Genomic DNA, 25,221 nt, shown 5'->3' with positions numbered 1-25,221 from the left:
GCGTAGCGGCGCGTCAGTCGTCGGCGGTCTCGGCGGCCGCCTCCCGACCCGCCGCGCGCGCCTCGCGTTCGTCCGGCGTGAGCAGCGGCGTCCCGTCCGCCTTCGGGCCGAGCGTCGGGCCGAACGGGCCGCCGTCGCTCGGGTCGATCTCCCGCCTGGTCCGGTAGTCGGTCGAGCGCTCGACGGGGACGCGCCCGACGCTCGTCACCATCTCGACGTACTCGTCGAAGCTCCGGAACTCGCCGAACTGCCCGCCCGCCCGCTTGGTTATCTCCTCGGAGAGGATGGTGCCCATGAAGTCGTTCGCGCCGCACGAGAGCGTCTTGAGCGCCTTCTCGTTGCCGTACTTCACCCAGGAGGTCTGGACGTTCTCGACGTTGTCGAGGAACAGCCGCGAGACGGCGATGAGCAGTTCGTCCTCGTCGTCGCTCGCGCCGCCCTCGACGACGCCGTGTTCGTACAGCGGCGTCCGCTCGTGGACGAACGACAGCGGGACGAACTCGGTGATGCCGCCGGTCCGGTCCTGTAACTCCCTGACTCGCTCCAGGTGGAGCGCGCGGTGCATCTCGTTCTCCACGTGGCCGTACATGATGGTCGCCGTCACGTCCAGTCCCGCGTCGACGGCCCCCTCCATCGCGTCCATCCACCCCCGCGTGTCTATCTTCCCCGGGCAGATGACGTCGCGAACCTCGTCGACCAGAATCTCCGCGGCGGTGCCGGGCGCGGAGTCGAGGCCGGCGTCCGCGAGCGTCCGGTACACCGACTCGTAGCTCCAGTCGGTGCCGCGGCGGGCGTGGTACGCCTCCTCGGGCGTCATCGAGTGGAGGTGGACGCCGTCGACCGACATCGCGCGCATCTGTTCGACGTACGTCCCCGGGTCGGTCGCGTACGCCTCCGGCGGCTTGTAGTTCACCGCGCTCGCGGCGTTCTCGACGCCGCGCAGTACCTCGTGGTGCTCCTCGTTCAGCGCGAATCCCGGGTGCAGGCCCGAGACGGAGGTGACCTCGTACACGCCCCGCTCGACCGCCGCGCGGACCGCCTCGCGCGACTCGGCGGGCGTCTTGGTGAACCCGCCGTGGTCCCCCCCGTGGTCGGCCTCGAACTGGTGGGCGGTGTCCTTGAAGTTGCAGAACAGACAGCCCGTGTTGCACGCCGTCGTGACGTTGTTGTTGAGGTTCGCGACGAACGTGACCGCGTCGCCGACCTCCTCCGCGCGGCGGCGGTCCGCGAGTTCGAGCACCGCCTCCTTGCGCGCGGGGTCGATGCCCGGTCGGTCGGTCCCGGTCGTCAGCAGTTCGACCGCGTCGTCGACCGTGAGGCGGGTGCCGTCGCGCGCGTTCGCCAGGGCGTTCTCGAACGACTGGTCCGTCTCGGGGACGTACTCGAAGCCCAGGTCGTCCGGGTCTAGCGCGGCCGCCGACGGTCGGTTCATCGACGTGCCCAAGACGGTCGACGGGTAAAAACGAGGCGGTACCGGCCCCCGTCGGGGTGACCGGAGCGCTCTTGACGCCGGAGCGTCCGGTGTCCCCATGGACCACGGAGCGCGCGGGAGCGACGGCGACCCCGGCCGGGACTCCGTCGAGTTCCTGGCGGACCTCGCGCTCGACGGCGAGGTGTCGTTCGGCGCGTCGGACCGCGACATCCACGCCGGGGGGTACGAGACCGCCCCCGAGGACGAGGTGACGCCGGACGCCGTCGTCTTCGCCGAGTCGACGGCCGACGTGTCGGCGGTGCTGGCGGCGGCCGACGAGCGCGGCGTGCCGGTGACGCCGTACGCCGCCGGGACCAGCCTCGAATCGCACGTGACGCCGGTCGAGGCGGGCGTCAGCCTCGACCTGACGCGGATGGACCGCGTGCTCGACGTCCGCCCCGACGACCTCACCGTCGAGGTGGAACCGGGGGTCATCGGGGCGGACCTCGACGAGCGAGTGGCGCGCCACGGGCTCACGTTCCCCCCGCTCCCCTCCTCGGGGGAGATATCCACCGTCGGCGGCATGATCGCGACCGACGCCTCCGGGATGGGGACGGTGAAGTACGGCGAGGTGGGCGACTGGGTGCGCCGGCTGGAGGCCGTCCTCGCGGACGGGACGGTCATCGAGACGGGGACGCGCGCGGCCAAGACGTCCAGCGGCTACAACCTCACCGACCTGCTCGTCGGCTCCGAGGGGACGCTCGCGGTGGTGACCGAGGCGACGCTCGAACTCGCGGGCATCCCCGAGCAGGTGCGCGGCGGGCGGGCGGTGTTCCCGACGCTCGACGACGCCACCGCGGCGGTGCGCGACGCCGTCGCGTCCGGGGTGGACGTGGCGAAGATAGAGTTGATGGACGCCGACGCGGCCCGGATGGCGAACGCCTACTCGGGGACCGGCATGCCCGAGCGCCCGATGGCGTTCGTGGAGTTCCACGCCAACCACGGCGTCGAGGAGGAGGTGGCGTTCTGCCGGGCCGTGTTCGAGGCGCACGACGTGGAGTCGTTCGAGGTGAGCGAGGGGGAGGAGATGGACGCGCTCTGGACCGCGCGCAAGGACATCACGTACGCCGGCGAGAACTGGCGGCCGGAGATGGACATGGGCCACTCGGGCGACGTGACCGTCCCCATCTCGAACTACCCCGCCATGATACGCGCGGTGAAGGAGGCGGCGGAAGCGTACGACCTGTTCATGCCCGCGTTCGGCCACGCGGGCGACGGCAACCTCCACTACTTCGCGGTGTACGACCACGACGACCCCGACGCGGTCGACCGCGCGGAACGGGCGTACGCCGACCTCGTCGACCGGGCGCTCGAACTGGACGGCACAATCACCGGCGAGCACGGCGTCGGGCGCGGGAAGCGGGAGTTCCTCCGGCGCGAACACGGCCCGGCGGTCGACGCCATGCGCGCGGTCAAGGACGCGCTCGACCCCAACGGCACGCTCAACCCGGGGAAGATATTCCCGGACGAGTAGCCCCGACTCGCTGGCGCACGTTCGCACGAACGTGCACACATCTCGGCGCTCGCAGCGACGGATGCACAGAGGACTGAAAGATTCTTACCGCGGGGGGTCCCCTCTCCCCGCATGACGAGCGTCAAGGAGTTCCTCGTCGAACGCCCGCCCGGCGACGGGCGTCTCGGCGCGGGCCGGTTCGCGTTCACCGACGACTACTCCGTGTTCGACTGGGGGAAGATGCCCGACCCGATTCCGGGGAAGGGTGCGTCGCTGTGCACGATGGGAGCGTTCAACTTCGAACTGCTCGACGCCGCGGGCGTCCCCACCCACTACCGCGGGGTCGGCCCGGACGCCGCTCCGCTCGCCGAGGCCGACGGGCCGCCGCGCGAACTCGCCGTCGACCTCGTTCCGATTCCGGACCTCCCGTTCCGCGACGGCGCGTACGACTACGACGCCTTCCACCGAGACGCGGGCGACGCCTATCTGGTGCCGCTCGAAATCGTCTTCCGGAACGCCGTCCCCGTCGGCTCCAGCCTCCGTTCGCGGGTGGACCCTCGGGACGTGGGTCTCGACCGCGAGGCGTGGCCCGAGGAACCGGTCGACCTCCCCTCGCCGGTGGTGGAGTTCTCGACCAAGTTCGAGGAGCAGGACCGCTACCTGACGCGCGCCGAGGCCGACCGCATCGCCGGCGCGGCCGCCGTCGACGACCTGGAGACGCTCGCGCGGCGGGTGAACGAGACGGTGACGGAGCGCGCGACCGAGACGGGCTTCGACCACGAGGACGGCAAGATCGAGTGCCTGTACGCCGACGGCGAGGTGCGCGTCGCGGACGTGGTGGGGACGTTCGACGAGAACCGGTTCGCGTACGAGGGTCAGGAGGTGTCGAAGGAGGTGGTGCGCCAGTACTACAAGCGCGAGCACCCGGACTGGGTCGACGCCGTGGGCGACGCGAAGGCGCGCGCGGACCGCGAGGGCGTCGCCGACTGGCGGACGCTCTGTGAGCGTGACCCCCCGTCGCTTCCCGAGGGCGTGGTCGACGCCGTCGCCGACGTGTACGCCGCGGGTGCGAACGCCTACACCGGGGACGCGTGGTTCGACGCGCCCGCGGTGGGCGCGGCGGTCGACCGCGTTCGCGACCTGTAGCGTCGGCGTTCTGCGGGTCGACGTCGTCCCCGATAGAGCGCGTGTCGAGACACGGGCGAGACGCCGGACGAACCGGGTTCGGGGGGTCGGAGCGTTACTCGGCGGGCGGCGCGGCGGCCGGCGCCTCCGTGGCGACGCCGTCGAGGTCGTACGCCGCGGGGTCGGCCTCCTCGCGGAGGTGAGTCCGCCCGCGCCGGACGACGAGGGCGTCGTCGAGGTGGGCGCGAAGCGCCGCGACGAGCACCTCGGATTCGAGCGGCTGCCCCCGTGATTTCAGGTCGTCCACGTCCGCGCTCGGTGGGACGGCGAACCCGCGCTGGGCGATGACCGGCCCCTGGTCGAGGTCGGTCGTCACGTAGTGGGCGGTGACGCCCGCGACGCGCGCGCCGCCCTCGACGGCCTGTCGGTACGCCTCCGCGCCGGGGAACGCCGGGAGCAGCGACGGGTGGACGTTCACGATGCGGCCCTCGTAGCGGAACACCACTTCCGGGGAGAGGATACGCATGAAACGCGCCAGCGCGATGCAGTCGACGTCGTACTCCGTCAGCACCGAGAGGAGGCGGTCCTCGTCGTGCGAGCCGTTCTCGTCGCCGACGTCGACGAACGGCACGTCGTACTCCGCCGCGAGCGGTTCGAGCGCGTCGCGGTTCCCCGCCACGACGGGCACCTCGGCGTCGAGCGTCCCGTCGGCACACGCCTCCAGCACCGCCCGGGGCGCGTGCGCCTCCTTCGTCACCAGCAGGCCGATGCGGCGGGCGTCGCGCTCGTCCGGGAAGCGAACCCGCACGTCCACCCCGAGGTCGTCTCCCAGCGCCGCGAGGTCCTCGCGGAGCGTCGCGGGTTTACACACCATCTCCGCGGTGTCGACGTGGAGGCGCATCCGGAACACGCCGTCGCGGACCGCCTGGTCGAGGTCCTCGATGTTCCCCCCTCGCTCGAACAGCAGCGAGGTGACGCGCGCGACCAGTCCGGTGTCGTCGTCTCCCACCACCACGATTTCGGTCAACTCTCTCACTGGTCGCACACCTCCGGAGCGCTCGAACGGAACACGTGCCCGCTTACCTCGTTTTTACCTATGGCTCTGTCGCTTCGGGCGACGGTCGCCACGCACGAACGTGTATACGAATCGGGACCCAAAACCGATTTTAGGCACGACCGCGCAGTTCGAGTCGATGACCGCCTACACCGCGACGGTGACCGTACGGCTGAAGCGGGGCGTGCTCGACCCCGAGGCCGAGACGACCAAGCGGGCGCTCGAACGGCTCGGGTTCGACCTCGACGCGCTCCGGTCGGCCGACCGGTACGAACTCGACCTCGACGCCGAGGACGCCGCGTCGGCGCGCGCGCGCGCCGACGAGATGGCGGAACGGCTGCTCGCGAACCCGACCATCCACGACTACGACGTGGACGTGACCGAGCGATGAGTCCGGCCGCTTCGCCTCCCGTTCGCGCTCGCCACCGGGGGTGGCTCGCGTGACGGTCGCCGCCGCTCCGACGCCGACCGCCAGCGGCTGTGCGCCCGGAGGTGCGGCACCGTGACGGTCGCCGTCGTCCAGTTCGGCGGGTCGAACTGCGACCGCGACGCGGTCCGCGCGCTCTCGCACCTCGGCGTCGACGCCGAACGGGTGTGGCACGAGGACGGCCTGCCGGCCGACACGGACGGCATCGTCGTCCCCGGCGGGTTCTCCTACGGCGACTACCTCCGGGCGGGCGCGATGGCCGCCCGGACGCCCGTGATGGCGGAGGTGCGCGAACGGGCCGAGGAGGGCGTCCCGGTGCTGGGGGTCTGTAACGGCGCGCAGATCGGCTGTGAGGCGGGGCTCACGGAGGGGGCGTTCACGACGAACCGCTCGGCGCGGTTCCAATGCGAGCACGTCCGCCTCCGGGTCGAGCGCGCGGACACGCCGTGGACGGCGGCGTACGAGGCGGGCGAGGTCATCGAGGTGCCCATCGCGCACGGCGAGGGCCGCTTCGAGATTCGCGAGGACCGCCTCCGGGACCTGGAAGCGGTGGACCGCGTGCTGTTTCGCTACTGTGACGCCGACGGTGCCGTCACCGACGCGGCCAACCCCAACGGCTCGACCGGGAACGTGGCGGGACTGCTCGGCGCGCGCGAGTCGGTCGCGGTGATGATGCCCCACCCGGAACGGGCGACGCTCCCCGACGTCGGCGGCACCGACGGGCAGGGCGTCCTGCGGGCGTTCGCGTGAGCCGAGTCCCGGCTAGTCCCGGCACTCGACGAACGTGTCGCTCGCGAGCCACCGGCCCGGCAGCGACACGTCGCGGAGTTCTACCCACCCTGACGGACAGACGACGCATTCTATCTCCCCTGTTTGGGTCATCGACTCGACGAAGGGGCCGTGTGGTATTGGTTACGAACCCATTGCCATCTGTGTAGGGTCCTACTACTTACCCGAGCGGTCGGGAATGGACCGCTTACCGAGCCAGCGGGGCCGCGTAGGACGACTCTTCTTCGAGTACCAGTTCCCACGTCCGTTCGCACTCGCAGGACACCTGTTCGAACACGGCGGGGTCCTGACGCAGGTCGAAGTCCTTGATGGCCGTCTGGACCCGGTCGTCGCACTCGCCGCAGTTGTGCGGCCCCCGGTCGCTCCCGTGTCCCACGGGGTCGGAGACGACGATTGCGTCGGTTCCGGCGGTCCGTTCGAGCACCGCCGCGACCGACCACAGCCACGGGGGTCGGTAGCCCCCCCGGAAGTGGAGTTCGTCGACCATCGTGTAGCGCTGGACGTTACAGGGGTTCATCGAGACGGTGTGACACCCCTCGACGCCCGCACAGCGTTCGACCGACGACACCATGTCTTCGAGCGCCTCCGACTCGGTGAGGAACGGCGGCTTCATCAGCAGGTACGCCTTCACGCCCGCTCGTCCGTCGGTGTCGGTCGCCTCGTCGGCCGCGCGCGCCTCGGCGCAGGCGGCCTCGAAGTCGGCGAAGTCGAAGTACTTGTTCACGCAGTCGTGGCGCACGCGGTCCGTCGCGGTCTCGAGACCGACGGCGACGTCCGCGTCCAGCCCTCGGCCGGTGAAGTCGGCCAGTTTGTCGGCGTCCACGAAGTCGGGGAGCGACTCCACGACGATTCGCTCGCGGTCCGCGAACGTCTCCGCGATGGCCGCGCGCGTCTCGGCGGGCACCTCGCGTTCGTCGAGGAACGACCCGGAGGTGTATATCTTCACGAGGTCTGCGGGCTCGTCCGCGTTCTCCGTCTCGTGGTCGAGACACGCCGCTATCTGGTCCATCAGCGCCTCGTGGCTCACGCTCCCCCCTTCGACGGACTCGGCGACGTACCCGCACATCGTGCAGCCGCCGGCGCGCGCCCAGCGGCAGCCGCCCGTGTTGAGGATGATGGTGAGGCTCGTCCGGACGCCCGCGGGCGTGTTGTCCTCGTCGAGCCACACTCGCGTCGGCTCGTGCGGGTCGTACTCGGCGTCGTTCTCCGCCCGGATGTCGCGCATCACCTCGTTGTGCGCGTCCATCCCGCGTCCCCGCTCGTACACCTCGGGGCTCGGCTCGCTCATGCGCGTGAGTGGGCGGGTCCGGGGGAAAACGGCTTCGTTCCGGCCGGTCGCGGCGGGGTCGACGCGCCGAGTCGACACCGGCGCACGCCCGCCGATACCGTGGCGGGTCCACGGGAGTCGACGGGCGAACACACTTGTCGGCGCGCGCCCGCCTCCGAGGCGTGAAGACCACGTTCTCGCTCCCGTACGGCCACGACACGCCGCTCCCGCCGGAGTACGTCGACGAGGTCCGGACGCCCGACGCGCTCGTCGAGCGGTTCGTCCGCGAGCGGACAGCGCCGGGGGACGCGGTGTTCGACCCCTTCGCTGGGTTCGGGACCACGCTGACCGTCGCGGAACGACTCGACCGGGTGCCGTACGGGCTGGAGTACGAACCCGACCGCGTGTCGGTCATCGCCGACCGTCTCGCGGACGCGACCGGGATTCGGCAGGGGGACGCGCTGGCGTTCGACCCGGCGTCGGTCCCGGACTGCGCGCTCTGTTTCACCTCGCCGCCGTTCATGACCGAGACGATGCGAGCGAACCCGTTCCGGAACTACGCGGGCGAGTCGACGTACCCGGCGTACCTCGACGACGTCGCGGCCGCGTTCGCGCGCGTCGCCGGGGCGGTCGCCCCCGGCGGGTGGGTCGTCCTCGACGTGGCGAACATCCGCGACGACGACGGCCTGACGACGCTCGCGTGGGACGTCGCCGACGCCGTCGCTCGGGTCGACGCGCTCTCGTTCGAGGGGGAGGTCGTCGTGACGTGGGAGCGGGCGGCCGGTCACGAGGGGGCGGCGTACGGTTACGGCTACGACCACACCTACTGCCTGCAGTTCGAGCGGGTCGACTGACTCACCGCCGCCACAGCCACGCGCCCGCACCGAGCAGCGCCCCGACGACGTTCGCGACCTGGTCCGCGGGCGACGCCGCCCGCCCGGGAACCGCGTCCTGTGCGACTTCCACTCCTCCGCCGAGCGTAGCGGCGACTACCACTGCGACGACGACGGCGTTCGCCGGACCGCTCGCGTCGGGGCCGCGGGCGCGGGCCAGCAGGTAGGCGACGGCCGCGTACCCGGCGCCGTGGAGGAGTTTGTCCGCCCCGACCGGGCCGACCGTGACGCCGCCGGTCGGTCCGGCCGGGAGCGGGACGAGCGAGGCGACTACGACGACGCCCGCGACCGCTCCCGCGCTCGCCCACCGCCGGTCGACCCGCATCTCGTGTCGTCCTCGGCGACCGGGGAAGATAACGTCCGCGCTCGTCGGTCGAGCGCGTCGGAGGTGTCACTCGGTTCGGCTCGGGACGGCACGGGCGGCTTCGGTGCGTCTCGGCGGCGGGGAGCCGACCCGAACCGTACCTTTTTGTTGCCACCCCTCGCGCCGTGAGGCGTGAGCGACTCCCCGCCTTCCCTCCGCGAGACCCTCTCCGGCGGCGTCGGCTTCGCCGTCGTCGTCCTGTACGCCCTGCTGGTGGTGTACTCCGTCGTCTTCGCCGCACAGTTCCTCCTGGCCGTCTACCTCGGCGCTATCGGGTTCCTGCTCTGGCTCCTCTACCGCCTCGTCCTCGCGCACGAACGGGTCGCGGCCGCACAGGAGCGCCGCGCGCGAGCGGCCGAGACGCGCGCCGGACTGGACTCGGCGGCCGTCCGACCGGGGGGCCCGAGCGGCGAGTCCGCCGGTCAGACCGCCTCCGACGCCGGCGCGGACGCCGGCGACGACGAGCGCCGCGGGCAGTGAGAGCGAGGCGACGCCGCACCTACAGCAGGAATCGCGCGAGGTGAAGACCCGCCATCCCGGCGGCGATGGTCCACAGCACGTCCCCGGTCCGCCACGCGACGGCGGCGGCGACGGCGCCGCCGAGGAGGCGCGGGTCGGCGAGCGCCGACGGCGTCGCCGCCGTCGGGACGAACGACGGGGCGACGAGCGCGGCGAGTACGGCCGCGGGAACGTACCCCAGCGCGCGCTGGGCCCGCGGGGGGACCGCCGCGACGCGCCCGAACAGGTAGATGAACGACAGCCGGATGGCGAACGTGGCGACGCCGACGACGAGGATGACCAGCCACACCGCGACCGGTCCGTAGGTGGTGGTCACGCGCCGTCCTCCCCCGAGTCACGTTCGCCGCCGCGTTGGCCCGGTGCGCCGAGACCGGCCGACTCCGCCGCCAGTCCGGCGGTGACCCCCGCCACCGCGCCGGTGAGCAGTCCGGCGTTGAACGGGAGACCGACGCCGAGCGTCGCCACGGCCGCGGCGGCCGCGCCGGCGACGACGCGCGGACGGTTCGAGAGCGCGGAGACGAGCAGCGCGAGGAACACGAGCGGCACTGCGAACCCCAACTGCCAGCCGTCGGGCACGCCGGCACCGAAGGCGATTCCCGCGGCGGTCCCGGCCTGCCAGACGACCCACAGCGTCCCCCCGACGCCGAGGTAGTAGTACGGTCTCCGCGTCCCGCTCGACCGCTCGGCGGGTTCGTCGCCCGCGTCGCCCTCGTCGGCGTAGCGCGCCATCACCAGCGCGTACGCCTGGTCGGTGAGCAGGTACGCACAGGCCGTTCGCACGCGCACGGAGAGGTGGCGAAAGTGCGGGGCGATGGAGGCGGAGTACATCACCATCCGGAGGTTGACGACGACGCCCGTCAGGACGACGACGACGAGCGCCGCGTCGCGCCCGAGCAGGTCTATCGCGGCCAGTTGCGACGCGCCGGCGAAGACGACCACCGACAGCCCGAGCGTCTGGAGCGGCGTCAGTCCGGCCTCGACGCCCGCGACGCCGGCGACGAGTGCGAACGGGACCATCCCCACCAGCAGGGGGAGCGTGTCGACCACGCCGGCTCTGAGGTCGTCGGGGAGACGTGTGCCCATGCCCGAGGGGTGGGAGGCCGCGTGATACCGTCGTCGGTTCTCCGTCCGTGCTCCCGAGCCACGTCCGCTCCGCCCGTCCAGTCGCTCCGCGACGGCCGACCGCGGACCGGCGTGTCCGACGGTGGAACCGCCACTGGTATACCCGCGAGCGCCCCACCTACCGCGCATGAGTGACACGCTGGACCGCGACCTCTACGAGCGGACGAAGGCGCTGCTCGAACCCGGTGACGTGGACCTCGCGGGCGCCATCGTCCACACGACGTTGACCGGGGACGAGGACCTGGAGATGCACGAACTCACCGTCTCCATCAACGACGTCATCGCCGACCACGCGGGGGCCGGGGAGACGTACATCCACGCCGGCAACGACGACTCGGAGTTCGCCTCCAACCAGTTTCAGGGACGGGCTCTCGACGACGAGTCGTTCGTGTGGGAGTGTCAGCAGTTGCTCCGACAGGGGACGTTCGACCTGGTGTTCTACTTCGAGGCGGACGTCGACAGCGAGTCGCTCGCGACCGACCTCCGCCGCCTCCCCGCCGTGGACCGCGTCACAACCGTCCCGTAGTCCCGCACCCCGGCCAGCGGACGGGAGACGCGGTATGAACCGACTGCTTACGTCCCAATTTACGCGGTCGCGGGCGCCGCCCACGGCGCTATCCTCTGCTTATCGGGGTGACCAGTTCTCACAGGCGGCATATACCTATGAGTATATGGGTGTTGGTCGTGACTGGGTACTCCCCCCTGACGGATCGGTGCGCGGGTCTCGAACCCGAGACCGCACGCCAGTCCGCGGGGCCGTGGTGCCCGATTGCGCCGACGCTCCGCCTTGCCCGGACGGGGCGTCGGCACCGACGGACGCCGCACCCACTTCGTGGGCTCCCCCATCCCGGCGTCCATCGCTCCCTGACGGCGGTGGCACGCGCCCTCTGGGCGCGTGCCTGCCACGGCCGTCGACGGTTACTCGACCAGTTCCGACGCCCTCCCGAGCGCGACGTTTATACTCCACCACACCCGAGTGCCGTCGATGACACACGCCGAGACCGACGCGGCCCTCTCGACGCTCGACCGCGCCGTCGTCAACGCGTTCCAGGGTGGCTTCCCGGTCGTCGAACGCCCGTGGGGTCACGCCGCGGCGGCGTTGACCGAGCGCGGCGTCGACGTCACCGGCGAGCGCCTACTCGCGGCGGTCCGGGACCTCGACGAGCGGGGGGTCCTCTCGCGGTTCGGCGCGCTGGTGAACGCCGAGGAAATCGGCGGTACCGCGACGCTCGTGGCCATGCACGCGCCTCCCGACCGGTTCGACGAGGTGGCGGACCTCGTGAACGACCGCCGGGAGGTGGCGCACAACTACGAACGGGAACACCCTCACCTCAACATGTGGTTCGTGGTGAGCGTGGCCGACGAGGCACGGGTCGAGGAGGTGCTGACCGCCATCGAGTCGGAGACCGGACAGGAGACGTACAACATGCCGAAGCGGCGGGAGTTCCACGTCGGCGCGAAGTTCCTCCTCGACGGGCCGATACCCGACGGCGACCTCGACTGTTCGGACGCCGGCCCGGCGGTCGTCCCGACGAGGCGGTCGGCGCTGACGCCCGCGGAGCGGGACCTCGTGGTCGAGATACAGGGCGGTCTCCCCGTCACCGAGACGCCGTACGCGGACGTGGCCGCGGCCATCGGTCAGCCGACCGGCTGGGTCGTCGGCACCGTCAAGCGATTCCTCGCGGAGGGGAAGGTGCGCCGCGTGGGCGTCATTCCGAACCACTACGCGCTCGGGTACACCGAGAACGGAATGACCGTCTGGGACGTGCCCGACGGCGTCGTCGACGAGGTGGGCGAGGCGGTCGCCTCGCTCGACTTCGTCACCCACTGTTACCGCCGACCGCGCCACGAGGGCGTCTGGCCCTACAACTTCTTCGCCATGACGCACGGCCGCGACGAGGGCGAGAGCGAGGCGCGCGTCCGGCGGGTCCGGGACGTCATGGCCGACCACTGGGGCGTGACCGACGACGACTGGGACACGCTGTTCTCGACGCGCATCCTGAAGAAGACCGGTATCAGGCTCGACGAACGGGCCGACGCGCAGGTCGACGCCGGAGCAGAGGGCGCCCACTAGCCGGAGCCGAGTCAGGAACAGTCCACATGATTCCGCTCCTCCACGACTTCACGGACGAGACGGTGCTGGTTTTCGGCGGCGGGAGCGTGGGCGCCCGGAAGGCGCGCCGGTTCGCCCGCGAGGCGCGGACGCTCGTGGTGAGTCCGGCGTTCGTCGACGCCGACTTCGGCGACGCCGAACTCGTCCGCGCCGCGCCCGAACCCGCGGACGCGTCCGACTGGGTCGAGCGGGCCGCCCCGGCGCTCGTGGTCGCGGCGACGGACGACGCGTCGGTGAACGACGCGCTCGAACGGGCGGCGCGAGCGGGCGGCGCGCTGGTCAACCGAGCGGACGAGGCGGGCGGGCGCGACGCGGGGAGCGTCGTCGTTCCCGCGACGGTCCGCGACGACCCGGTGGTCGCGGCGGTCGCCACCGGCGGGACGGCCCCGGCGCTGTCGCGGTACCTCCGCCGGCAGGTGGCCGCCGACCTCGCGGGGGCCGGCGCGATGGCCGACCTGCTCGGGGAACTCCGCGGGGAACTGAAGCGGCGTGGCGTCCCCGAATCCGAGCGCCGTACGGCCATCAGAACCGTGGTCGAGAGCCCCGCGGTTTGGAAGGGTTTACAAGACGGCACCGCCAAGGGCCGCCGAGAGGCCGAACGGGTGATGGAGGGCATCGAATGACTGAGGCAGGGGTCATCTCGGGCGTCACGGTGAGCCACGCGCTCGCGAGCGTCGCCGAAATCGAGTCCGCCGGCGGCGGCGACGTCCGCGAGGTGGTCGCGGGACTCCGCGCGCGGGAGGCCGTCTCGGAGGCGTTCGCGCTGTCGACGTGTAACCGCGCGGAGGCGTACGTCGTCACGGAGAGCGCCGCGGCGGGCCGAGAGGCGCTCGCCGACTTCGCCCCCGACGTACGCGAGGGAGCGGTCATCCACCTCGACCACGAGGAGTCGCTCCGCCACCTGATGCGGGTCGCCGCCGGGTTGGAGTCGCTCGTGCTCGGCGAGGACCAGATCCTCGGACAGGTGAAGCGCGCCCTCGCGGAGGCGCGCGCGGTCGACGGCGTCGGGCCGGTGCTGAAGGAGGTGGTGACGAAGGCGGTCCACGTGGGCGAGCGCGCGCGCAACGAGACGGCGATCAACGAGGGCTCGCTGTCGCTCGGGTCCGCGGCGGTCGACCTGGCCCGCCGGGAGACGGACCTCGCGGGCGCGACGGCGCTCGTGGTCGGGGCGGGCGAGATGGGAACGCTCGCGGCGCGCGCGCTCGACGACAGCCCCGTCACCCGGGTCGTCGTCGCGAACCGGACGCTCCCGCACGCGCGACACGTCGCGGAGGACCTCGAGACGGAGGCGAGCGCGGTCGAACTCGACGCCCTCGACGAGGTCCTCGCACGCGCGGACGTGGTCATCGCGGCGACGGGCGCCGACGGGCACGTGCTCGACGCGGCCGACCTGGCGGACGCGGACGAGACGGTGTGTATCGACCTCGGTCAGCCCCGTGACGTGGACCCCGCGGCCGACGGCGGGCCCGTGTCCGTCCGGGACATCGACGCGCTGGAGGCGGTCACGGCCGAGACCCGAACGCGGAGGCGCGCGGAGGCGGAGGCGGTCGAGGCGATGATAGACGCGGAGTTCGAGCGCCTGCTCGAGTCGTTCAAGCGCAAGCGGGCCGACGAGGCCATCTCCGCGATGTACGAGGCGGCCGAGCGGACCAAGGACCGCGAGGTCGCGGAGGCGCTGACGAAACTGGAGTCGCAGGGCGGGCTGACCGCCGAGCAGCGCGACACCGTCGAGGGGCTCGCCGACGCGCTGGTCGGTCAACTGCTCGCGGCACCGACGCGGAGCCTCCGGGACGCGGCCGCGAACGACGACTGGACGACCATCCACACGGCGATGCAGCTGTTCGACCCCGAGTTCGACGCCCCGTCCGTCGCGTCCGACGGCGAGACGTCGGGCGCGTCGGGCGTGCCCGAGAGTTCGTCGGACGACTGACCGGTCTCGACCCGGCGTCCGAGCGACACGACGCCGGTTCGTTACACGCGCCCTGCGACGCCGGAAACCGCTGTGAACGCCGATGACCCCGCTAGCAGGGTTTCTTCCTCTCCGTACCTGCCGAGAGGGAAAGGGTGATGTGGTAGGCTGTTGCACATGGTTGTATGAGAGAGTCTGGTATGGGGGTCGGTCGCCTGACGACGGCTCCCGTGGAGCGGGGGGTGGAATCGATGTGCCGCGTGACCGACTGCGGTCACCCGGAACTGGTGGTCGGGGTGGCGCTGTTGTGTCTCACGGCCGCGTTCTTGCTGTTGGGGGGAGCGGTCCTCGTTCGACTGCGCGACGCGCGCGAGGCGGTGTCGACGGAACGAACCCGGACGTGCGCGGAACGCGACGCGTTCGACCAGTTCAGACGCCGCGTCGTCCGTCTCGAACCGAACAACCCGCGTCCGCCCGACCCACCCTCTGCGGGTGGGGGGGTGCTGGCGGCCGCGGGCGCGTCGACGGCCGACGGCGCGACTCTCGGCAACGCGCGTGACGCGTACGAGGAGACGGTGATGGCGACGGCGCACTACGACGAGGAGTACGGCGAGACGCTCACCGAGAGCCTCGCCGCCGAGTTCGGCGACGGCGTCGCGGGCGCGATGGTCGGTGAGGGGGCGTTCACCCCGCAACTCCGGGCGACGCTCGTCGGCGGCGCGGAGCGCGCGCGCGAGGAACGAGAGGAACTGCTCGCGGACCTCGACCGGGAGGAGGCGAGCATCGACGCGGTGCGCGACACGCTCGCTCCGGCCGTGACCGCCGCCGAGGAGGTGACCGAGGCCGACCTCGACTACGCGTCCTACACGGACCTCGTCGCGGACTACGAGCGGCTGGAGTGGCACGAGGGACGGGTCGAGGCGCTCCTCCGGGACCGGCAAGCCACCGTCCACGAGCGCGAGAGCGAGCGGCCCCACTGGTACGAGTACCTCTACGGGCGGCTCGCGTCGCCGTACCCGGTCATCGGGGCGGCGACGGAGACGCTCGCCGAGTTGGCGACGGCGCGCGACGCCCTCGCGAGCGCGGCGAGCAGGCGGTAAGGCGACGCGGCGCGGGAAGCGCTTTTCACGTCCCGGTCCGTGCGTCAGAGCATGGCCGAGGTACTCGACGACGACGAGATAGCCGAGCGACTCCCCGACGGCTGGAGCCACGAGGGCGACGAGATCGTCCGGACGTACGAGTTCGACTCCTACCTGGAGGGAGTGGGATTCGCCGCCGGCGCCGGCGGACTGGCCGAGGAGGCGTTCCACCACCCGACGCTGACCGTCGAGTGGAAGGAGGTCACCGTCGCGTTGACCACCCACGACGCCGGCGGCGTGACCGAGAACGACCTCGACCTCGCCGCCCGATTCGACGAACTGGCGGACTGAGGCGATGGAGGCGTCGTACGTCTTCCGGGTCCGGTTCACGCTCTCGCCGCGACGGGTCGAACTGGACCCCGACGAGTTCGAGACGACTGTCCGGATTCCCGCCCCGAGACCCGGCGCGGACGGCTGGCTCCTGTTCCGCGACGCGCTCTGGCGCGGCGAGGCCAACGACGCGACCCACGCGCGCGAGTTGGTTCGCGAGCGGCTTCCCGAGGGCGTGGAGGTGCTGTCGGCGACGTTCAGCGAGTTCGAGACGGACCCGGCGTACCGCGAGGCGCTGGAGGAGGCGGTCGCCGCGGACCTCGCGGCGTTCAGGGCCGACTCGGCGCGCGAGGCGCTCCACAAGTACTTCGGCTCCTCGATTCACGTCACCGAGTGACTGCCCCGCCGTCCCGGGTCGGCGGCGGGGGACGCCCCGTTCGGTTCGTTCCGAGCGATTACACACCGAATACTCACGTCTGTGTGCGGTCTGTATGCGTGACCGGGACGTCGAACGCGGGAGAAGGTACTTACCGCGTAGTCCCGTAGAGAGGTACCCCAGATAATGGTCCCCGACGCGTACGACTTCTGGTTGTTCGACTTCGACGGGACGGTCGTCGATGCGGAGTGGGCGTACACGCGCGACGTGTTCGACCGGGTGAGCGACAGGCTCGGTCGAGGGTTCACCGACCGGCAGGCCGAACTCCTCTGGCACGGACTGACGGGCGCTCGCGACCCCCTCCTCCGCGAGTGGGGCATCGACCCCGACGAGTTCTGGCCCGCGTTCCACGCCGTCGAGGACCCACAGCGGCGCGCCGAGGCGACGTTCCTCCACGACGACGCCGAACGACTCGTCCGCTCGCTCCGCGAGCGGGGGGTTCCGGTCGGCGTCGTCACCCACTGCGCCGAGTTCCTCGTCCGGCCGGTCGTCGACCGACTCGGCGTGGCCGACTGGTTCGACGCGTTCCTCTGCTGTTCACACGAGACCGGTTGGAAACCCGACCCGGCGCCCGTCGAGGCGGTCATGGAGACGCTGGGCGTCGGCCCCGCCGACCAGCGCGGCGTCCTCCTGGGCGACGGCGCGAACGACGTGGGTGCGGCGTGGAACGCGGGACTCGACGCGGTTCACGTCGAGCGACACGGCCACGAGCGCCGCGGGCGCTGCGTCCGCGCGGACTACCGAGTGCGCGACTTCGACGAACTCCCGCGCGGGAGCGACGTCGAGTGGAGCGCGCGGACCGAGCCGAGGGGAACCGGCGGCGTCGAAGCCGGCGACGCCGGTCCGTAGGTCGCGCGGGTCACGTCACGTCCGGCGGTCGCCGCCGACCGGGTTGCACGAGGACGCGCCGACGCACACCGACGCGAGCGCCCGCAAAGCAAAAGCCGTGCCGGCACGACCTCTCGCCGTGCCCGCGTTCGCCGTCGACTTACACACGCACAGTCGGTTCTTCCACGGGTTCGTCGGCGAACCGACGCGGTACGACCCCGTCGGACTGCGACTCGACACGCTCGCGGCCCGACTCCGTGGACTCGACGCGCTCGCGGTGACGAACCACGACTACGCCTACTCGGCGGAGACCGGGTTCCCGACCCTCCCGGGCGTCGAGGTGTCGACCACCCGCGGCCACGTCCTCGTCGTCGGGCCGGACCCGCCGGCCCGCCCGCCCCCGAACCGACTGACGCCGACCGAGACGGTCGACCTCGCACACGACCGGGGGTGCGCGGCGGTTCTCGCGCACCCGTTCCGGAACAGTTCCGCCCGGGGGACCGACGCCGACTTCGACGCGGTCGAGGTGAACGGCAAGAACCCGAGACAGGCCGAGCGGACGAAGCGGCTCGCGGCGCGGCGCGACCTCCCGCTGGTCGGCGGGAGCGACGCGCACTACCCCGTCGAGGTCGGGCGGGCGTACACGAGAATCGAGTCGGCCAGTCCCGCGCCGGCCGACGTGGCGGACGCCATCCGCGACGGGCGGGTGACCGCCGTGCTGGACCTCGACAGTGCCCATCACCTGCTCTCGCGGGCGTACAGAGCGTTGCACGACGGTAAGGGGTGGATGGACGAGTCGGAGCCGGCGACCCAGACGCGCGACGCGTGACCGGGAGCCGCGCGACCGGTCAGCCGAGCCGTTCGTCGAGGATGAGCCGCGTCTTCGTCCCCTCGACCTCCGACAGTTCGCGCGCGCGAGTGATGAGTTCGTTCACCGCGCGGGTGTCCACGCAGTCCACGATGAGGACGATGTCCTCCTCGCCGGACACCTGCCAGACGAAGTCCACCTCCTCCCACTCCGCGAGGCGCTCGGTCACCGCGCTGGTGTTGACGTTCATGTCGACGCTTATCTCCACCATCGCCTTCACGTTCCCCGTGCGAGTGGTCACGGTGAACCGCTCGATGACGCCCTCGTTCGTCATCCGGTCCACGCGGTTGCGCACCGTCCCCTCGCTCGTCCCGACGCGCTCGGCTATCTCGGTGTACGGCGTCCGCGCGTCGCGCCGGAGGACGTTCAGGATGCGCCTGTCGAGGTCGTCCATGCACGCTCGTGTCGTCGGCACACCTTACCGATTACGAATTTCGTAACGCAGCTTCGAACGACGCACTTATGGTCGCGGACGTGTGCGTTTCTCGTAATGGCGGACGCCTACGTCGCGCTGGCGGACGGCCGGGTCTTCGAGGCTCGCGCCCGTGCGCCCGGCCGCACACGTGGTGAACTGGTGTTCACGACCGCGTACACGGGGTACGAGGAGTCGCTCACGGACCCCTCCTACGAGGAGCAGGTCCTCACGTTCTCCTACCCCCTCATCGGGAACTACGGCGTCCGAGAGGAGCGATTCGAGTCAGACCGCGTCCACCCCACGGCGGCGGTGGCGCGGGAACTCACCGACGACGTGGCCGAGTGGCTCGAATCCGAGGACGTTCCGGCGGTCGACCACCTCGACACGCGCGAACTCGTCACGTCCATCCGCGAGGAGGGGGCGATGGCGTGCGGCATCGCCGCCGGACCGGACGCGAGTGCGGAAGCGGCGCGGGACCAACTCGCCAAGTGCAAGGGGATGTCCGAGCACGTCGACATCGGCGCGCAGGTGACGACGGCGGAGCCGTACACGGTCGTCGGCGGCGGCGAGTACGACGTGGCGCTCGTCGACTGCGGCGCGAAGGGCTCCATCCTCTCGTCGCTGACCGACCGCGGTGCGGACGTGCACGTCCTCCCGTACGACGCGGACGCGGCGGACGTGACGGCGCTCGACCCAGACGTGCTGTTCGTCTCGAACGGCCCCGGCGACCCGGCGAACTTCGGTCCCACGCAGACGCTCGTCGAGGAGTTCGCGGGCGAGATTCCGCTCGCGGGCATCTGTCTCGGCCAGCAGATCGTCGCGCGGGCGTTCGGCGGCGACACGGAGAAGATGGCGTTCGGCCACCGCGGCGTGAACCAACCGGTCCGCGACCTGGAGTCGGGACGGGTCGTGATGACGACGCAGAACCACGGCTACTCCGTCGCCGACCCCGGAACGCTGGAGGTCACGCAGGTGAACGTCAACGACGACACCGCCGAGGGGCTGACGAGCGCGACGCACGACGTCATCACCCGCCAGTACCACCCCGAGGCGAACCCCGGGCCGCACGACTCGCTCGGGTTCTTCGACGAGGTGCTGGACATGGCCGACGAGACGCGGGCGCCCGTCACCGCCGACTGACGCGGCCCGTTCCACCCGGGGGAGCGTTCTCGCGCGACGCTCCGCGTCTCGTTGCTGGGACCTCCCCGTGAATCCCGTTCTTCGACCCCCGAGCGCCGCCGCCACCCGCCCCGCCGAATCGGCGGGCCGTCCAGGTGTCCGTCCGAGGAGAGGGTGACCGCGACGGCGCAACAGGTCACTCCGAGACCGACCCCGAGGAGCGTCCACACGGCGTGCGCGCCGGCGATGAAGGGGGCGACGGCGGCGACGACGCCGAGCGCTGCGAACGCGGCCGCCCAGCGATTTGACCCGCCCGAGACGCTCCGCCGCGCCTCGGCTTCGTTCGGGCTCATGTCGCCTCGCGGTTCGCGGTCCACCCGCATACGTGTCCGCCACGAACAATTGGATATACTACAAAAACGTCCTTCCGAGAACGTTCTTGGTCGTGTGTGATAGTCTATCGTCCATGGCATCCGAGACGGACGCGTTCCACGAGGCGGTCCCGCTCGCGGAACTGGAGGAGGAGGGTCGAGCGCTCGTCGCGGCAGACGGCGTCCCCATCGCGCTGTTTTACCACGAGGGCGAGGTGCGCGCGGTCAACAACCGGTGCCCCCACATGGGAACAGAGAGAAAATTTGACAGGAGGGCTTAAAACATGTCCGAACCAGACAATTACGTAGAAGTGGCCACAGTAGAAGAATTGAAAAACGCAGATAACCAGAGGTTAGTGAAGCAGGCAGGTGGCGTCCCTCTGGCTATTTTCCTGCATGAAGGCGAGATATTTATTGTGGAAAACCGGTGCCCCCACATGGGCTTCCCGTTGACCGAGGGGAGCGTCGACGAGGGCGTGCTCACCTGTCACTGGCACCACGCGCGTTTCGAACTGTCCTGTGGCGACACGTTCGACCCGTGGGCCGACGACGTCGACACGTACCCGACCGAGGTGCGCGACGCCGACGGGAACGCAGTGACCGTCGGCACGCTGGACGAGCGTGGCGAGTCCAGCGACGGCGTGGTGTACGTGAACCCGACGCCGACCCGGTCGGAGCCGCCGTCGGTACACTGGCGCGAGCGGCTGGACGACGGACTCGAACAGAACCTCCGGCTCGTGCTCGCGAAGAGCGCCGTCGCGCTCCTGGACGCGGGCGTCGACCCGAGAGAGACGGTCGAGACGGGCGTACTGTTCGGCACCCGCTACCGCGAGGGCGGGTGGAGTTCGGGGCTCACCATCCTCGTCGCGCTGGCGAACCGACTGGACGACCTGGAAGACCAGGACCGCAAGCGCGCGCTGTATCAGGGGTTGACCGAGGTGGCGGGCGACTGCGCCGACCAGCCGCCGAAGTTCGACCAGGAGGAGTTCGCCGCGCGGGACGTCCCGTTCGAGCGGCTCAAGTCCTGGTTCCGAGAGAACGTCGAGGTGCGCGACGCCGACGGCGCCGAGCGGACGCTTCGCACGGCCGTCGCGGCCGGCTGTTCGCCCGAACAGCTCACCGAGATGCTCGTGTCGGCGGCGACGGACCACCGCTACCTCGACACGGGCCACGCGTTCGACTACGTGAACAAGGCGACCGAGGCGCTCGACCTCGTCGGCTGGGACCACGACCACGCGGACGACGTGCTCGCCTCGCTCGTGCGCGGGCTGGCGAGCGCCGACCGCGCCGAGGAGCGGTCCTCGTGGCGCCAGCCGGTCGACCTCGCGGCGATGTGTGAGGACGCGTTCGACCGCCTCGACGACCTGGTGGCCGAGGGCGAGGGCGACGACTGGACGAAACCGGACGACTTCACCGAGCGCCTCCACTCCGCGGACGCCGAGGTGGTGTTCGACGCGCTGGAGGAGGCCATCAGGGAGGGGGCGACCGTCGAGGAACTGGCGAGCGCCGTGACGTACGCCGCAGGTCGGCGGGTGGCGCTGTTCGCGACCAACAACGAGTTCAACGACTGGAACACGGTCCACCACACGTTCACGTTCGCCAACGCGGTCCACCGGACCGCCCAGCGGACCGACGCGACCGAACTGTACCGCGGGGTGTTCGACGCCGCGGTGAACGTCTACCTCGACCGCTTCCTCAACACGCCGCCGGCGCCCGAGCCGTCGCCCGAACCGGACGCCGACCCCGACGAGGAACTGGAGGAACTCGCGTTGAACTTCGAGACGCAGGGACAGGTTAACCGCGCGGGCGCGCACGCCGCCCACTTCCTCGACGCCGGCGGCGACCCCGAGCGGCTGAAGGCGAAACTCGGTCACGCGCTGGTGCGCGAGGACACCGGCTTCCACACCTTCCAGGCGTACGAGGCCGCCTGCCGCCAGTTCGACCTGCGAGACGACGAGGACGAGTGCCGCGACATGCTCGTCGCCGCGGCGCGCTACATGGCCGCCCACTACCCCACGCGCCGGGAACGCGAGCAGACGTTCTCCATCGCCGCGCGCCTGATGCGCGGCGAGCAGGTCCACGGCGACGACGACGCCGAGACGGAACCCGACGCGGAGGTGGCGGCGGGCGACGACTGAGCCCCGGTCGACACGGCGGACCGTCCTCCGCCGCCGCACACCGGTCGAGTCGACCGTTCGGCGGAGTTCGTCGGCAGAGCGTGGACGGGAGACGCGGACCGAAGCCGTCTTGGTTCCAGTCGAACACCCACCGCACATGAGTACGGACGACGCCGGCGCGCGCGCGGACGACGCGGGGACGCGCGCGGCGAACTCGACCACGAGAACGCGCTCCAGGACGTCATCGCGGTCGACGCCGACGACAACCCCGAGGGGACCGTCAACCGCCTCGACGCACACACGGGCGAGGGAGTCCGCCACCGGGCGTTCACCTGCCTCGTCTTCGGACCGCAGGGACGACTGCTGCTCGGTCAGCGCGCGCCCGGCAAGCGCCTCTGGGCGACCTACTGGGACGGGACGGTCGCCTCTCACCCCGGCGAGGGTCAGACCCAGCGGGAGGCCACGCGGGAGCGGCTGGCGGAGGAACTGGGCGTCACCCCCGACCAGTACTCCGACCTGCGAATCACGGACAAGTTCGAGTACAGGCGCTACTTCGAGAACGCGGGGCTGGAACACGAGGTGTGTTCCGTGCTGAAAGTGACGCTCGAGGACGCGACGCTCGACCCCGACGAGGCGGAGATAGCCGGCCTCCTGTGGGTCGACTACGACCACCTCCACGACAACCCCCAGTGGTACCGTCAGCTCAGGCTCTGCCCCTGGTTCGAGATCGCGATGCGCCGCGACTTCGAGTGAGCGCGGGCGCGGGCCGACCGGCGGGTCGCGGCACGCGTGTCGAAACGCCGTAGTCCCCGGCGCTCGAAGCCGAGGTATGCCAGCCGCCGACCCGACGCTGTACGACGACCTGGACGGACAGGTCGCGCTCGTCACCGGCGCGAACCGCGGCATCGGCCGCGAGATAGCGCGCGGACTCGCCGACCTCGGCGCGACGGTGTTCGCCGGGGTGCGGAGCAGGACGTACGACGTGCCCGACGAGTGGCACAAACTCCCCCTCGACGTCTCCCAGGAGGGCGACGTCCAGAACGCAGTGAACGTCGTCGGCGACGAGGCGGGCCGCCTCGACGTGCTCGTGAACAACGCCGCCGTGGCCCACTCGACCGGCCCGCTCCACGAGGAACGGACCGCTCACGTCGACCAGTCCATCTCCGTCAACCTCCGCGGACCGATACTGCTGTGTAAGTACGCGCTCCCGCCGCTCCTGCGGACCGAGTCGCCCCGCATCGTGAACCTCTCGTCGGGGATGGGGGCGCTCGGGGAACCCCAGTCCGGCGGGTCGCCCTCCTACCGGGTCACCAAGACGGGCATCAACGGCCTCACGAGGTACCTCGACGGCGAGTACGCCGACGAGGGCCTCCTCGCCAACGCGGTCTGTCCCGGCTGGGTCCACACCGAGATGGGCGGCGAGGAGGCGCCCCGGTCGCCCGAGCGGGGAGCGGAGACGCCGGTGTGGCTCGCGCGGTTCCGCGACGGTCCAGCCGGCCGGTTCTGGCGCGACCGGGAGGTCATCGACTGGTGAGTCACCGCCGCGAGACGCGAGACGAGAACGGTAGCGGGTGACCGGTCGGGGTGCCGCGACCCGCACCGTTTAGCCGCCGCTCGTTCCTACTCCGGGCATGAACGTCGCGCCGTTCGAACTGGAGCGGTGGTTCGCGGAGCACGAACACGGGGCGGACATCATGCTCGCGGAGTCGGGCGTCCGCTCGTTGTCGGCCGACCGGTTCGACCTCGACCCGGGGAAACTCGGCTACGTCATCCCGACGAACGGCGACCCGGCGTTCCGCGCCGAGGTGGCCTCGCGGTACGACCGCTCGGCCGACGAGGTGCTGTTCACCTGCGGCACGCAGGAGGCGAACTTCCTCGCGTTCCTCGCGCTCGTCGGCTCCGAACACGGCGACGAGGCGGTGGTCGTCACCCCGACCTACCAGGCGCTCCACGCGGTGCCCGAGGCGTTCGGGTCGGTGACGCGCGTGTCGCTCGACCCCCCCGAGTGGGAACTCGACCCCGCCGCCGTCGCGGACGCGGTCACCGACGAGACGGCCGTGGTCGTCCTCAACAACCCGAACAACCCGACCGGGCGGTACCACCCCGAGTCGGTCGTCCGAGACCTGTACGACGTCGCCGCCGAACACGACGCGTACCTGCTGTGCGACGAGGTGTACCGCCTGCTGGCCGACGACCCGCTCCCCCCCGTCGCCTCGTTCGGCGAGTACGGCCTCTCGACGACGAGTCTCACCAAGGCGTACGGCCTCGCCGGGACGCGCTTCGGGTGGCTGGCGGGGGCGAAGGAGGTGGTCGACGCCGCGTGGGGCTGGAAGGACTACACCACCATCTCGCCGTCGCTGCTCGGCCAGCACGTCGCGCGACAGGCGCTCGGCGACCACGAGGAGGACATCCTCTCGGAGAACCGGGCGCTCGCCCGCGAGCACCACGCTCTCGTGGCCGACTGGCTCGACGACCACGGCCTCGGCTGGCGCGACCCGGTGGGGGTGAACGCGTTCGTCACGGTCCCCGACGGGTTCGACGGGTCGCGCGACTTCTGTCGCACCGTCGTCGAGGAGGCGTCCGTCGTGCTCGCGCCGGGCGACGTGTTCGGCTACGACGACTACTTCCGGCTCGGCTTCGGACACGAGACGGCCGACCTGGAGGCGGGGCTCGCGCGCGTCGGCGACGTCATTTCGCGCTGACCGCCGCGAGGCGCCGTTCGCGGCGTTCGCGCGCTATCAAACCGTTTATACCGCGCCGACGGGAACCGGCGGGTATGCCGCGAGAGCAGAAGCAGGTCCGCGAACTGCAGGAGGGGAGCTACGTCATGATGGACGACGCGCCGTGCAGGATCGACGGGTACAGCACGGCCAAGCCGGGCAAACACGGCAGCGCGAAGGCGCGCGTCGAGGGGCGGGGCGTGTTCGACGCGAAGAAGCGCTCGTTCTCGCAGCCCGTTGACGCGAAGGTGTGGGTGCCCATCATCGAGCGCAAGCAGGGGCAGGTCGTCTCCGTCTCGGGGAACGACGCACAGATAATGGACCTCGACACGTACGAGACGTTCACGATGCGGGTTCCGGAGGGCGAGGAGTTCACGCCCGACGAGAACATCGAGTACCTCGAGTACGAGGGCCAGCGGAAGGTCGTCTGAG

General features: G+C 71.1%; 30 protein-coding genes. 23 read left to right on the top strand and 7 right to left on the bottom strand.

Annotated elements, in window-relative coordinates:
• Positions 1-13: 13 nt before the first annotated feature.
• Positions 14-1,432 (bottom strand): 7,8-didemethyl-8-hydroxy-5-deazariboflavin synthase subunit CofH, encoded by a 1,419-nt coding sequence (gene cofH / locus AC6RUA_RS06585; protein WP_499815136.1) that lies wholly within the window; start codon positions 1,430-1,432, stop codon positions 14-16.
• A 97-nt stretch (positions 1,433-1,529) separates the two neighbouring features.
• Between cofH and AC6RUA_RS06580 the strand changes: the two genes are divergently transcribed.
• Positions 1,530-2,945, top strand: a complete 1,416-nt coding sequence (locus tag AC6RUA_RS06580) for an FAD-binding oxidoreductase (protein WP_499815135.1) — start codon at positions 1,530-1,532, stop codon at positions 2,943-2,945.
• Between the two features lie 111 nt (positions 2,946-3,056).
• The gene (locus AC6RUA_RS06575; RefSeq protein ID WP_499815134.1) at positions 3,057-4,070 is read left to right on the top strand and encodes a phosphoribosylaminoimidazolesuccinocarboxamide synthase; all 1,014 of its coding nucleotides are present in this window, start codon (positions 3,057-3,059) and stop codon (positions 4,068-4,070) included.
• Between the two features lie 94 nt (positions 4,071-4,164).
• Here the strand turns inward: AC6RUA_RS06575 and AC6RUA_RS06570 are convergent, their stop codons facing one another.
• Entirely contained in the window at positions 4,165-5,085 is a 921-nt protein-coding gene (locus AC6RUA_RS06570; RefSeq protein WP_499815133.1) for a formyltetrahydrofolate deformylase, read from the bottom strand.
• A 157-nt stretch (positions 5,086-5,242) separates the two neighbouring features.
• On the opposite strand from AC6RUA_RS06570, the gene purS reads away from it, so the two are divergent.
• Both purS and purQ read left to right on the top strand, forming a co-directional pair.
• Positions 5,243-5,494, top strand: a complete 252-nt coding sequence (gene purS, locus AC6RUA_RS06565) for a phosphoribosylformylglycinamidine synthase subunit PurS (RefSeq protein ID WP_499815132.1) — start codon at positions 5,243-5,245, stop codon at positions 5,492-5,494.
• A 111-nt stretch (positions 5,495-5,605) separates the two neighbouring features.
• Positions 5,606-6,280 (top strand): phosphoribosylformylglycinamidine synthase I, encoded by a 675-nt coding sequence (gene purQ, locus AC6RUA_RS06560; protein WP_499815131.1) that lies wholly within the window; start codon positions 5,606-5,608, stop codon positions 6,278-6,280.
• Between the two features lie 226 nt (positions 6,281-6,506).
• On the opposite strand, the gene AC6RUA_RS06555 is transcribed toward purQ, so the two are convergent.
• Complete coding sequence (locus tag AC6RUA_RS06555) at positions 6,507-7,607, bottom strand: archaeosine biosynthesis radical SAM protein RaSEA (protein WP_499815130.1); 1,101 nt, start codon at positions 7,605-7,607, stop codon at positions 6,507-6,509.
• Positions 7,608-7,768: 161 nt separating this feature from the next.
• Here AC6RUA_RS06555 and AC6RUA_RS06550 point away from each other — a divergent pair, with 161 nt between their 5' ends.
• Positions 7,769-8,440, top strand: a complete 672-nt coding sequence (locus tag AC6RUA_RS06550; protein ID WP_499815129.1) for a DNA methyltransferase — start codon at positions 7,769-7,771, stop codon at positions 8,438-8,440.
• 1 nt (position 8,441) lies between these two features.
• Here the strand turns inward: AC6RUA_RS06550 and AC6RUA_RS06545 are convergent, their stop codons facing one another.
• Complete coding sequence (locus AC6RUA_RS06545) at positions 8,442-8,804, bottom strand: VanZ family protein (RefSeq protein WP_499815128.1); 363 nt, start codon at positions 8,802-8,804, stop codon at positions 8,442-8,444.
• Between the two features lie 171 nt (positions 8,805-8,975).
• On the opposite strand from AC6RUA_RS06545, the gene AC6RUA_RS06540 reads away from it, so the two are divergent.
• Positions 8,976-9,323 carry a DUF8066 domain-containing protein gene (locus AC6RUA_RS06540; RefSeq protein ID WP_499815127.1) on the top strand — a complete coding sequence of 116 codons (348 nt, stop codon included), beginning with the start codon at positions 8,976-8,978 and terminating at the stop codon, positions 9,321-9,323.
• A gap of 19 nt (positions 9,324-9,342) precedes the next feature.
• Here AC6RUA_RS06540 and AC6RUA_RS06535 read toward each other — a convergent pair whose 3' ends face one another.
• Positions 9,343-9,678, bottom strand: coding sequence for an AzlD domain-containing protein (locus tag AC6RUA_RS06535; protein WP_499815126.1), 336 nt, complete (start codon positions 9,676-9,678; stop codon positions 9,343-9,345).
• The gene (locus AC6RUA_RS06530; protein WP_499815125.1) at positions 9,675-10,445 is read right to left on the bottom strand and encodes an AzlC family ABC transporter permease; all 771 of its coding nucleotides are present in this window, start codon (positions 10,443-10,445) and stop codon (positions 9,675-9,677) included. Before AC6RUA_RS06530 ends, AC6RUA_RS06535 begins: the two co-directional genes overlap by 4 nt.
• A 166-nt stretch (positions 10,446-10,611) precedes the next feature.
• Here AC6RUA_RS06530 and AC6RUA_RS06525 point away from each other — a divergent pair, with 166 nt between their 5' ends.
• From AC6RUA_RS06525 to AC6RUA_RS06485, 9 genes are all read left to right on the top strand, one after another.
• Positions 10,612-11,010, top strand: a complete 399-nt coding sequence (locus tag AC6RUA_RS06525) for a DUF5778 family protein (RefSeq protein ID WP_499815124.1) — start codon at positions 10,612-10,614, stop codon at positions 11,008-11,010.
• 459 nt (positions 11,011-11,469) lie between these two features.
• Complete coding sequence (gene ahbB, locus AC6RUA_RS06520; RefSeq protein WP_499815123.1) at positions 11,470-12,558, top strand: siroheme decarboxylase subunit beta; 1,089 nt, start codon at positions 11,470-11,472, stop codon at positions 12,556-12,558.
• 26 nt (positions 12,559-12,584) lie between these two features.
• Positions 12,585-13,220 carry a precorrin-2 dehydrogenase/sirohydrochlorin ferrochelatase family protein gene (locus AC6RUA_RS06515; protein WP_499815122.1) on the top strand — a complete coding sequence of 212 codons (636 nt, stop codon included), beginning with the start codon at positions 12,585-12,587 and terminating at the stop codon, positions 13,218-13,220.
• Positions 13,217-14,527 carry a glutamyl-tRNA reductase gene (gene hemA / locus AC6RUA_RS06510; RefSeq protein WP_499815121.1) on the top strand — a complete coding sequence of 437 codons (1,311 nt, stop codon included), beginning with the start codon at positions 13,217-13,219 and terminating at the stop codon, positions 14,525-14,527. The genes AC6RUA_RS06515 and hemA overlap by 4 nt, the downstream gene beginning before the upstream one ends.
• 164 nt (positions 14,528-14,691) lie before the next feature.
• Entirely contained in the window at positions 14,692-15,606 is a 915-nt protein-coding gene (locus tag AC6RUA_RS06505) for a DUF7260 family protein (RefSeq protein ID WP_499815120.1), read from the top strand.
• Positions 15,607-15,657: 51 nt separating this feature from the next.
• A complete protein-coding gene (locus tag AC6RUA_RS06500; protein WP_499815119.1) occupies positions 15,658-15,936 on the top strand; it encodes a 4a-hydroxytetrahydrobiopterin dehydratase in 279 nt (92 codons plus the stop codon).
• Positions 15,937-15,940: 4 nt separating this feature from the next.
• Positions 15,941-16,312 carry an LWR-salt protein gene (gene lwrS / locus AC6RUA_RS06495; protein ID WP_499815118.1) on the top strand — a complete coding sequence of 124 codons (372 nt, stop codon included), beginning with the start codon at positions 15,941-15,943 and terminating at the stop codon, positions 16,310-16,312.
• Positions 16,313-16,477: 165 nt separating this feature from the next.
• The gene (locus AC6RUA_RS06490; protein ID WP_499815117.1) at positions 16,478-17,200 is read left to right on the top strand and encodes an HAD family hydrolase; all 723 of its coding nucleotides are present in this window, start codon (positions 16,478-16,480) and stop codon (positions 17,198-17,200) included.
• A 118-nt stretch (positions 17,201-17,318) separates the two neighbouring features.
• Entirely contained in the window at positions 17,319-18,008 is a 690-nt protein-coding gene (locus AC6RUA_RS06485) for a PHP domain-containing protein (RefSeq protein WP_499815116.1), read from the top strand.
• Positions 18,009-18,027: 19 nt separating this feature from the next.
• Here AC6RUA_RS06485 and AC6RUA_RS06480 read toward each other — a convergent pair whose 3' ends face one another.
• The gene (locus AC6RUA_RS06480) at positions 18,028-18,441 is read right to left on the bottom strand and encodes an Lrp/AsnC family transcriptional regulator (RefSeq protein WP_499815115.1); all 414 of its coding nucleotides are present in this window, start codon (positions 18,439-18,441) and stop codon (positions 18,028-18,030) included.
• A gap of 96 nt (positions 18,442-18,537) precedes the next feature.
• Between AC6RUA_RS06480 and carA the strand changes: the two genes are divergently transcribed.
• The 8 genes from carA to AC6RUA_RS06440 all read left to right on the top strand — a co-directional run bounded on the left by carA (position 18,538) and on the right by AC6RUA_RS06440 (position 25,220).
• Entirely contained in the window at positions 18,538-19,602 is a 1,065-nt protein-coding gene (gene carA / locus AC6RUA_RS06475; RefSeq protein WP_499815114.1) for a glutamine-hydrolyzing carbamoyl-phosphate synthase small subunit, read from the top strand.
• 134 nt (positions 19,603-19,736) lie between these two features.
• Entirely contained in the window at positions 19,737-19,889 is a 153-nt protein-coding gene (locus AC6RUA_RS06470) for a hypothetical protein (RefSeq protein ID WP_499815113.1), read from the top strand.
• A 158-nt stretch (positions 19,890-20,047) separates the two neighbouring features.
• The gene (locus AC6RUA_RS06465; protein ID WP_499815112.1) at positions 20,048-20,233 is read left to right on the top strand and encodes a Rieske (2Fe-2S) protein; all 186 of its coding nucleotides are present in this window, start codon (positions 20,048-20,050) and stop codon (positions 20,231-20,233) included.
• Positions 20,234-20,236: 3 nt separating this feature from the next.
• Entirely contained in the window at positions 20,237-22,090 is a 1,854-nt protein-coding gene (locus AC6RUA_RS06460; RefSeq protein WP_499815111.1) for a Rieske (2Fe-2S) protein, read from the top strand.
• A 222-nt stretch (positions 22,091-22,312) separates the two neighbouring features.
• Positions 22,313-22,822 carry an NUDIX hydrolase gene (locus tag AC6RUA_RS06455; RefSeq protein WP_499815409.1) on the top strand — a complete coding sequence of 170 codons (510 nt, stop codon included), beginning with the start codon at positions 22,313-22,315 and terminating at the stop codon, positions 22,820-22,822.
• A 76-nt stretch (positions 22,823-22,898) separates the two neighbouring features.
• Positions 22,899-23,603: an SDR family NAD(P)-dependent oxidoreductase gene (locus AC6RUA_RS06450; protein ID WP_499815110.1), complete on the top strand. Its 705-nt coding sequence runs from the start codon at positions 22,899-22,901 to the stop codon at positions 23,601-23,603.
• A 97-nt stretch (positions 23,604-23,700) separates the two neighbouring features.
• On the top strand, positions 23,701-24,771 hold the full coding sequence (locus tag AC6RUA_RS06445) for an aminotransferase class I/II-fold pyridoxal phosphate-dependent enzyme (protein ID WP_499815109.1): 1,071 nt from the start codon (positions 23,701-23,703) through the stop codon (positions 24,769-24,771).
• Between the two features lie 74 nt (positions 24,772-24,845).
• Complete coding sequence (locus AC6RUA_RS06440) at positions 24,846-25,220, top strand: translation initiation factor IF-5A (protein ID WP_499815108.1); 375 nt, start codon at positions 24,846-24,848, stop codon at positions 25,218-25,220.
• The last annotated feature ends 1 nt before the right edge of the window (position 25,221 follow it).

The sequence above is a fragment of the Halorarum sp. SLYT50 genome (assembly GCF_059821265.1).
Note: the sequence above shows the minus strand (reverse complement) of the source record. Positions and strands in the feature narration are given on the sequence as shown.

Bases quoted from the DNA above. Each gene is read 5' to 3' on its own strand.
- cofH (WP_499815136.1), bottom strand. From the start codon at position 1,432: ATGAACCGACCGTCGGCGGCCGCGCTAGACCCGGACGACCTGGGCTTC.
- AC6RUA_RS06580 (WP_499815135.1), top strand. From the start codon at position 1,530: ATGGACCACGGAGCGCGCGGGAGCGACGGCGACCCCGGCCGGGACTCC.
- AC6RUA_RS06575 (WP_499815134.1), top strand. From the start codon at position 3,057: ATGACGAGCGTCAAGGAGTTCCTCGTCGAACGCCCGCCCGGCGACGGG.
- purS (WP_499815132.1), top strand. From the start codon at position 5,243: ATGACCGCCTACACCGCGACGGTGACCGTACGGCTGAAGCGGGGCGTG.
- AC6RUA_RS06555 (WP_499815130.1), bottom strand. From the start codon at position 7,607: ATGAGCGAGCCGAGCCCCGAGGTGTACGAGCGGGGACGCGGGATGGAC.
- AC6RUA_RS06545 (WP_499815128.1), bottom strand. From the start codon at position 8,804: ATGCGGGTCGACCGGCGGTGGGCGAGCGCGGGAGCGGTCGCGGGCGTC.
- AC6RUA_RS06530 (WP_499815125.1), bottom strand. From the start codon at position 10,445: ATGGGCACACGTCTCCCCGACGACCTCAGAGCCGGCGTGGTCGACACG.
- AC6RUA_RS06525 (WP_499815124.1), top strand. From the start codon at position 10,612: ATGAGTGACACGCTGGACCGCGACCTCTACGAGCGGACGAAGGCGCTG.
- ahbB (WP_499815123.1), top strand. From the start codon at position 11,470: ATGACACACGCCGAGACCGACGCGGCCCTCTCGACGCTCGACCGCGCC.
- AC6RUA_RS06515 (WP_499815122.1), top strand. From the start codon at position 12,585: ATGATTCCGCTCCTCCACGACTTCACGGACGAGACGGTGCTGGTTTTC.
- hemA (WP_499815121.1), top strand. From the start codon at position 13,217: ATGACTGAGGCAGGGGTCATCTCGGGCGTCACGGTGAGCCACGCGCTC.
- AC6RUA_RS06505 (WP_499815120.1), top strand. From the start codon at position 14,692: ATGAGAGAGTCTGGTATGGGGGTCGGTCGCCTGACGACGGCTCCCGTG.
- AC6RUA_RS06500 (WP_499815119.1), top strand. From the start codon at position 15,658: ATGGCCGAGGTACTCGACGACGACGAGATAGCCGAGCGACTCCCCGAC.
- lwrS (WP_499815118.1), top strand. From the start codon at position 15,941: ATGGAGGCGTCGTACGTCTTCCGGGTCCGGTTCACGCTCTCGCCGCGA.
- AC6RUA_RS06490 (WP_499815117.1), top strand. From the start codon at position 16,478: ATGGTCCCCGACGCGTACGACTTCTGGTTGTTCGACTTCGACGGGACG.
- AC6RUA_RS06480 (WP_499815115.1), bottom strand. From the start codon at position 18,441: ATGGACGACCTCGACAGGCGCATCCTGAACGTCCTCCGGCGCGACGCG.
- carA (WP_499815114.1), top strand. From the start codon at position 18,538: ATGGCGGACGCCTACGTCGCGCTGGCGGACGGCCGGGTCTTCGAGGCT.
- AC6RUA_RS06465 (WP_499815112.1), top strand. From the start codon at position 20,048: ATGGCATCCGAGACGGACGCGTTCCACGAGGCGGTCCCGCTCGCGGAA.
- AC6RUA_RS06460 (WP_499815111.1), top strand. From the start codon at position 20,237: ATGTCCGAACCAGACAATTACGTAGAAGTGGCCACAGTAGAAGAATTG.
- AC6RUA_RS06450 (WP_499815110.1), top strand. From the start codon at position 22,899: ATGCCAGCCGCCGACCCGACGCTGTACGACGACCTGGACGGACAGGTC.
- AC6RUA_RS06445 (WP_499815109.1), top strand. From the start codon at position 23,701: ATGAACGTCGCGCCGTTCGAACTGGAGCGGTGGTTCGCGGAGCACGAA.
- AC6RUA_RS06440 (WP_499815108.1), top strand. From the start codon at position 24,846: ATGCCGCGAGAGCAGAAGCAGGTCCGCGAACTGCAGGAGGGGAGCTAC.